The following is a 5,103-nucleotide window of genomic DNA, read 5'->3' as shown; positions in this document are numbered from 1 at the left end:
GCCCACCGGGAGGTCAGACCACCCGGCGCATCCAGCCGTGGACGTCCTCGGCGCGCCCGTACTGGATGTCCAGCATGTGCTCGCGGATCGCGAGGGTCTGCTTGCCGGGCGTGCCGGTGCCGATGGTGAACGCGTAGCCCTCGCCCTTGGACTCGCCCTTGAAGCCGACGATCGGGGTGACCACCGCGGCCGTCCCGGCGGCGAACACCTCGGTGACCGTGCCGTCGGCGGCACCGGAGCGCAGCTCGGAGAGGGTGATCGGGCGCTCCACCGGCGTCAGCCCGAACTCGCCCGCCAGGGACAGGATCGAGTCCCTGGTCACCCCGTCGAGGATGTTGCCGAGGGCGGGGGTGACCAGCTCGCCGGCCGAGGTGACCAGGCACAGGTTCATCGTGCCGGACTCCTCCAGGTCCCCCTCGCCGCCGGTGTCGTCCAGGAACAGCACCTGGTCGCAGCCGTTCTTCCGGGACTCGATCTGCGCGGCCAGGCTGGAGGCGTAGTTGCCGCCGCACTTGGCGGCGCCGGTGCCGCCCCGCCCGGCGCGGGTGTAGTTGCTGCTCACCCAGAGCGTGATGCCGGTGACCCCGCCCGCGAAGTACGGACCGGCCGGGCTGGCGATGACCGAGTAGGCGATCTGCTCGGCGGGCCGGACCCCGAGGAAGGCCTCCGAGGCGAACATGAACGGCCGCAGGTAGAGGCTCTTCTCGTCCGGGGAGCTCGGCACCCACGCCTCGTCGGCGCGGACCAGCTCCTCGACGCTGGTGAGGAAGTCCTCCTCCGGCAGCACCGGCAGGGCGAGCCGCTCGGCGGAGCGGGCGAAGCGGCGGGCGTTGAACTCCGGGCGGAACAGCCAGACGCTGCCGTCGGCGTGCCGGTAGGCCTTCAGCCCCTCGAAGATCTCCTGGGCGTAGTGCAGCACGGCGGCGCTCGGGTGCAGCGAGTACGGCGCCAGCGCGGTGACCTTGTGGTCGTGCCAGCCCTCGGCGGGCGTCCAGGTGGCCGAGGCCATGTGGTCGGTGAAGAACTTGCCGAAGCCCGGCGCGGCGAGGATTGTGCGTCGCTCCTCCTCGGAAACGGGACCGGTCGTCCGGGACAGAGGGAAAGCGCGACTCATCGTCAACTCCTCAACACCGCTGTGGATTCTGTGCGAACCGACGCCAACGACCGGCGTCATACCCGTCATGCTAACGGTCGTCAGCCGGACGTGATACGGCGCGGTCCGGTCGGGTCCGGAACCGTCGCCCTCCCCGGAGCCCGCGGCTCCGGAATTCCCGCCTTACCGGTGGCCGTCGTGGAGGTCGCCGACCAGGCCGTCCAGGGTGCCGCGCAGGGCCCCGGAGTTCGCCTGGTCGAACCAGGTGGTGCGCACCCGCTCGTTGCTCCCGCCCGGGGTCTCGTGCTCGGCCGCGAGCCGCTCCAGCGACCGCGTCCCGTCGGCCAGGGAGCGGCCGACGTCCTGGTAGAGGCCGCGGACGAAGCGGTCGGCGTCCGCCGCGGGGATGCCCTGGTCGGTGGCCCAGGAGACGAGCGTGGCGAGGAACGCGTAGTGGGTGGTCTGGGTCGAGGTGACCGCGGACAGGACGTTGAGGGCCGCCTCGTCCGCGACCGGCAGCGCCCCGCCCAACAGCTCGAACAGGGCGTCCGCGTCCGGGTGGGAGGGCTGGACGACGGTGAGGCAGCGGCGCTCCCGGACGGTGGGCAGCGGGATCGCGTGGGTCAGCGCGGCGCCGGTGGCCAGCACCCGGCGCAACTCCTCGGAGGCGACGCCCGGGATCACGTTGACCACGACCCGGTCGTCGGGGACGACCAGCCCGGCCAGGGCCGCCCGCCAGTCCTGGCGGCGCAGGGCGACGATCACCAGGTCGGAGCCGTCCACCACCTCCTGGTTGTCGGCGCACACCCGCACGCCGTCGTAGCGCTCCGCCAGCTCGGTGGCGGTGCGGGCGCCCCGCGGGGAGAGCAGGACCTCCGGCCCGGGCTCCTCCCCGTGGCGCAGGCCCATCACGATGGCCCGGCCGATCTCGCCCACTCCGATGATGCCGATGCGCTGCACGGTGACTGCCTCCGTCGTCCGGTACGGATCTTCTCCGCAGCAGTGTGGCCGCTGTGGCACCCGGTGGCCAGGGGCCCTCCGGGGCCAGGGGGAAAGGCACTCGACACCGGAATCGAACGGGTGGTCAAATATCGGCGGTCCACGCACCGAACCGTCACGTGGCCGCCACAACGATCCGATCCGCGGCCCGGCGCCGCGCCCACCGAAGAGGTACAGACCCTTGCGCCTTCGTCCCGCCGTCGCGGCGACCGCGGCGGCCCTCGCGGCCGTTCTCGGCATGCCCCCGCCCGCGGCCCTCGCCGCCGAGCCCGTCACCGAGCTGTACGTGGCGAAGTCCGCGTCCTGCTCCGACACCGGCCCGGGCAGCCGCGCCGTGCCGTACTGCACCATCGGTGCCGCCGCCGGGGTCGTCCAGCCAGGGCAGACGGTGCGGATCGCGCCGGGCGAGTACGCCGAGCAGGTCGACGTCCGCCGCTCCGGGACGCCGGGCCACCCGATCAGGTTCGTGGGCGCGTGGGCCACCGGCTGGCCGAGCACCGCCCCGCTGGTCTCGGTGATGGCGCCGCAGGAGAAGCAGGGCGTCCACGCCTTCACCCTGGCCGGGGTCCACGACGTGGAGGTGCGCGAGCTGTTCGCGTTCTCGCAGGACGACGCCGTCACGGTCACCGACTCCTCGGCCGTCACCCTCGACCGGCTCTACGTCCAGGGGTCGTACTCGACCTGGACCGGCGGCCTCTCCGTGTCCGGGGCGAGTAGCGACGTCACCGTCAGCCGTAGCCAGTTCAACATCGGCCACGGCATCGCCGTCGGTGCCGGGGTCCGGCGGGCGGTTGTGACCACCAATGACATCGGGGGCTCCTCGACCGGTATCACCGTGACCGACGCCCCGGGGGCGGTGGTCACCGGGAACACGGTCAGCTTCAACAAGGACTCGGGGATCGTCCTGGCCGGGGCCTCCGCCGGAGCCGTGGTGGAGAACAACGTGCTGGTGCGCAACGCGACCGAGAAGCGCCCCGGCGCCGCCCAACTCGACGTCGGGCCTGGCTCGGTGGCGGGCACCAAGCTCGACTACAACCTGGTCACCGACGAGGGCGACGGAGGCTATCGGTGGGCCGGAACGGCCTACCGGCTGCCCGCACTGCAGGCAGCCACCGGCCAGGCCGCCCACGACCTCGCCGCAACCGGGAACACCGTCACCGGGGGAGTGCCGAGCATCCCGTACGAGTGGTCCGCGCTGATCGACTCCGGTGACCCGTCGGCGCCCGGGCTGCCCGACACCGACTTGGTCGGCCGGGCGGTCATCGACGACCCGAAGGTGCCGAACGCCGCCGGTGGAACCTACCGGGACCGAGGGGCGTACGAGAACTACGGGCTGATCGACGTGTCCGTCGCGACGGACCTGGACCGCGGCGCCTACCCGCTGACGGTCAAGGCCACGGCCTCCGCGCACAACGAGTGGACCTCCTTCCAGACGTACACCTTCGACTTCGGCGACGGCAGCGCCCCCGTGACCAGCACGGAGAAGACCGTCCCGCACACCTACACCACCAAGGGCGACTACCGGATCACCACCACCGTCACCGACGGGTTCGGCCAGCGGCTCACCAGCACCGACGGCGGGGCCGGGGTGAGGGTGAGCGACCCCGGCCCGGCGAAGGCCGTGCTGGACGCGACGAACCCGTCCGGGGGCTTCTGGTTCTCCTTCAGCGCCTTCAAGAGCACCAGCCCCTGGCCGATCCGCTCCTACGTGTACGACTTCGGCGACGGCACGCCGGCCGACACCTCGGGCGCCGACTACGCGGGCCACATGTACGCGGCGCCCGGGACCTACACCGTCTCGGTCACCGTGACCGACACCGCGGGGCAGACCGACCGGGCCACGACCACGGTCAGCCCGGGCTTCGCCCCGGCGGGCTTCGTCCCGGTGGCCCCGAAGCGGATCTACGACACCCGGGACCCCGCGAACGACCCCGGCCCGGTCCACCGCGGAGGGCTCGAGCCGGGCGAGAGCCGGCTGATCGCGGCCGGCCTCCCGCAGGGCGCCACCGCGGCGGTCGTGAACATCACCGCCACCGGGGCCACCGCGGCCACCCACCTGGACACGTCCACCATCGGCGGCTCCCCGAACGGGACCTCCAGCGTGAACGTGGCCCCGGGCGAGACCGTCGCCAACCTGGTCACCGTGCCGGTCACGGCGACGGGCTACGACAACTTCGGCCTCACCAACCACGCCGGCACCGTCGACGTGGTGGTCGACCTCATGGGCTACTACCTGCCGCAGGCCCAGGACGGCTACGCCCCGCTGCCGCCCACCCGGCTCGCCGACACCCGGCAGTCCGGCACCAAGCCGGGGCCCGGTGCCACGCTGCCGCTGAAGGTCGCCGGCATCGCGGGCGTCCCGTCCGGGGCCACGGCCGTCGCCCTCAACCTGACCGCCACCGAGCCCACCGCGGACGGCTACCTGGCGGCCCGGCCCGGCGGCCAGAGCGGCCGCCCGTCCACGTCCAGCCTGAACTTCCGGCCCGGGCAGACGGTGGCGAACCAGGTGATCGTGCCGCTCGGCGCGGACGGCACGGTGGACGTCTACAACAACGACGGCTCCACCCACGTGATCGCCGATGTCGTCGGCTACTACGGCGGCGGCGCCACGGGCCGGTACAGCCCCGTCATCCCGGTCCGGCTCCAGGACACCCGGACCGCACCGCTGACGGCCCTCGGCCCCGGCGGCGAGACGGCCGTCCGGATCGGCGGGAACGGCCCGGTGCCGGCGAAGGCCGTGGCCGCGGTGGTCAACCTGACCGCGACCGGGACGCTCTCCGACGGGCACGTCATCGCCTACCCGGACCTCGCCCCGGCGCCCGGCACCAGCAACCTCAACTTCCGCGCCGGACAGACCGTGGCCAACCACGCCCAGGTCCCGCTCGGAACGAACGGCGGGATCCGGCTGCGGAACAACTCGGCCGGCGCCGACCTGGTCACCGACCTCTACGGCTACTTCACCACCGGCTGACCCCGGACGACCCCACCGCGGGCCGGCGCACCCCACGACC

3 protein-coding genes are annotated in these 5,103 nt (G+C 73.1%); 1 reads left to right on the top strand and 2 read right to left on the bottom strand.

What is annotated here, in order from left to right:
* Positions 1 to 13: 13 nt before the first annotated feature.
* Both ACFU7Z_RS35895 and ACFU7Z_RS35890 read right to left on the bottom strand, forming a co-directional pair.
* On the bottom strand, positions 14 to 1,114 hold the full coding sequence (locus ACFU7Z_RS35895) for a branched-chain amino acid aminotransferase (protein ID WP_049652417.1): 1,101 nt from the start codon (positions 1,112 to 1,114) through the stop codon (positions 14 to 16).
* Positions 1,115 to 1,276: 162 nt separating this feature from the next.
* A complete protein-coding gene (locus ACFU7Z_RS35890; RefSeq protein WP_380782199.1) occupies positions 1,277 to 2,053 on the bottom strand; it encodes an NAD(P)-binding domain-containing protein in 777 nt (258 codons plus the stop codon).
* Positions 2,054 to 2,273: 220 nt separating this feature from the next.
* Here ACFU7Z_RS35890 and ACFU7Z_RS35885 point away from each other — a divergent pair, with 220 nt between their 5' ends.
* Entirely contained in the window at positions 2,274 to 5,063 is a 2,790-nt protein-coding gene (locus tag ACFU7Z_RS35885) for a PKD domain-containing protein (protein WP_380782197.1), read from the top strand.
* Positions 5,064 to 5,103 lie beyond the last annotated feature (40 nt).

Origin of the sequence: Kitasatospora sp. NPDC057518, from assembly GCF_042802075.1 — a bacterium.
Lineage (GTDB): Bacteria > Actinomycetota > Actinomycetes > Streptomycetales > Streptomycetaceae > Kitasatospora.
This window is presented reverse-complemented; position numbering and strand designations above follow the sequence as displayed.

Bases quoted from the DNA above. Each gene is read 5' to 3' on its own strand.
- ACFU7Z_RS35895 (WP_049652417.1), bottom strand. From the start codon at position 1,114: ATGAGTCGCGCTTTCCCTCTGTCCCGGACGACCGGTCCCGTTTCCGAG.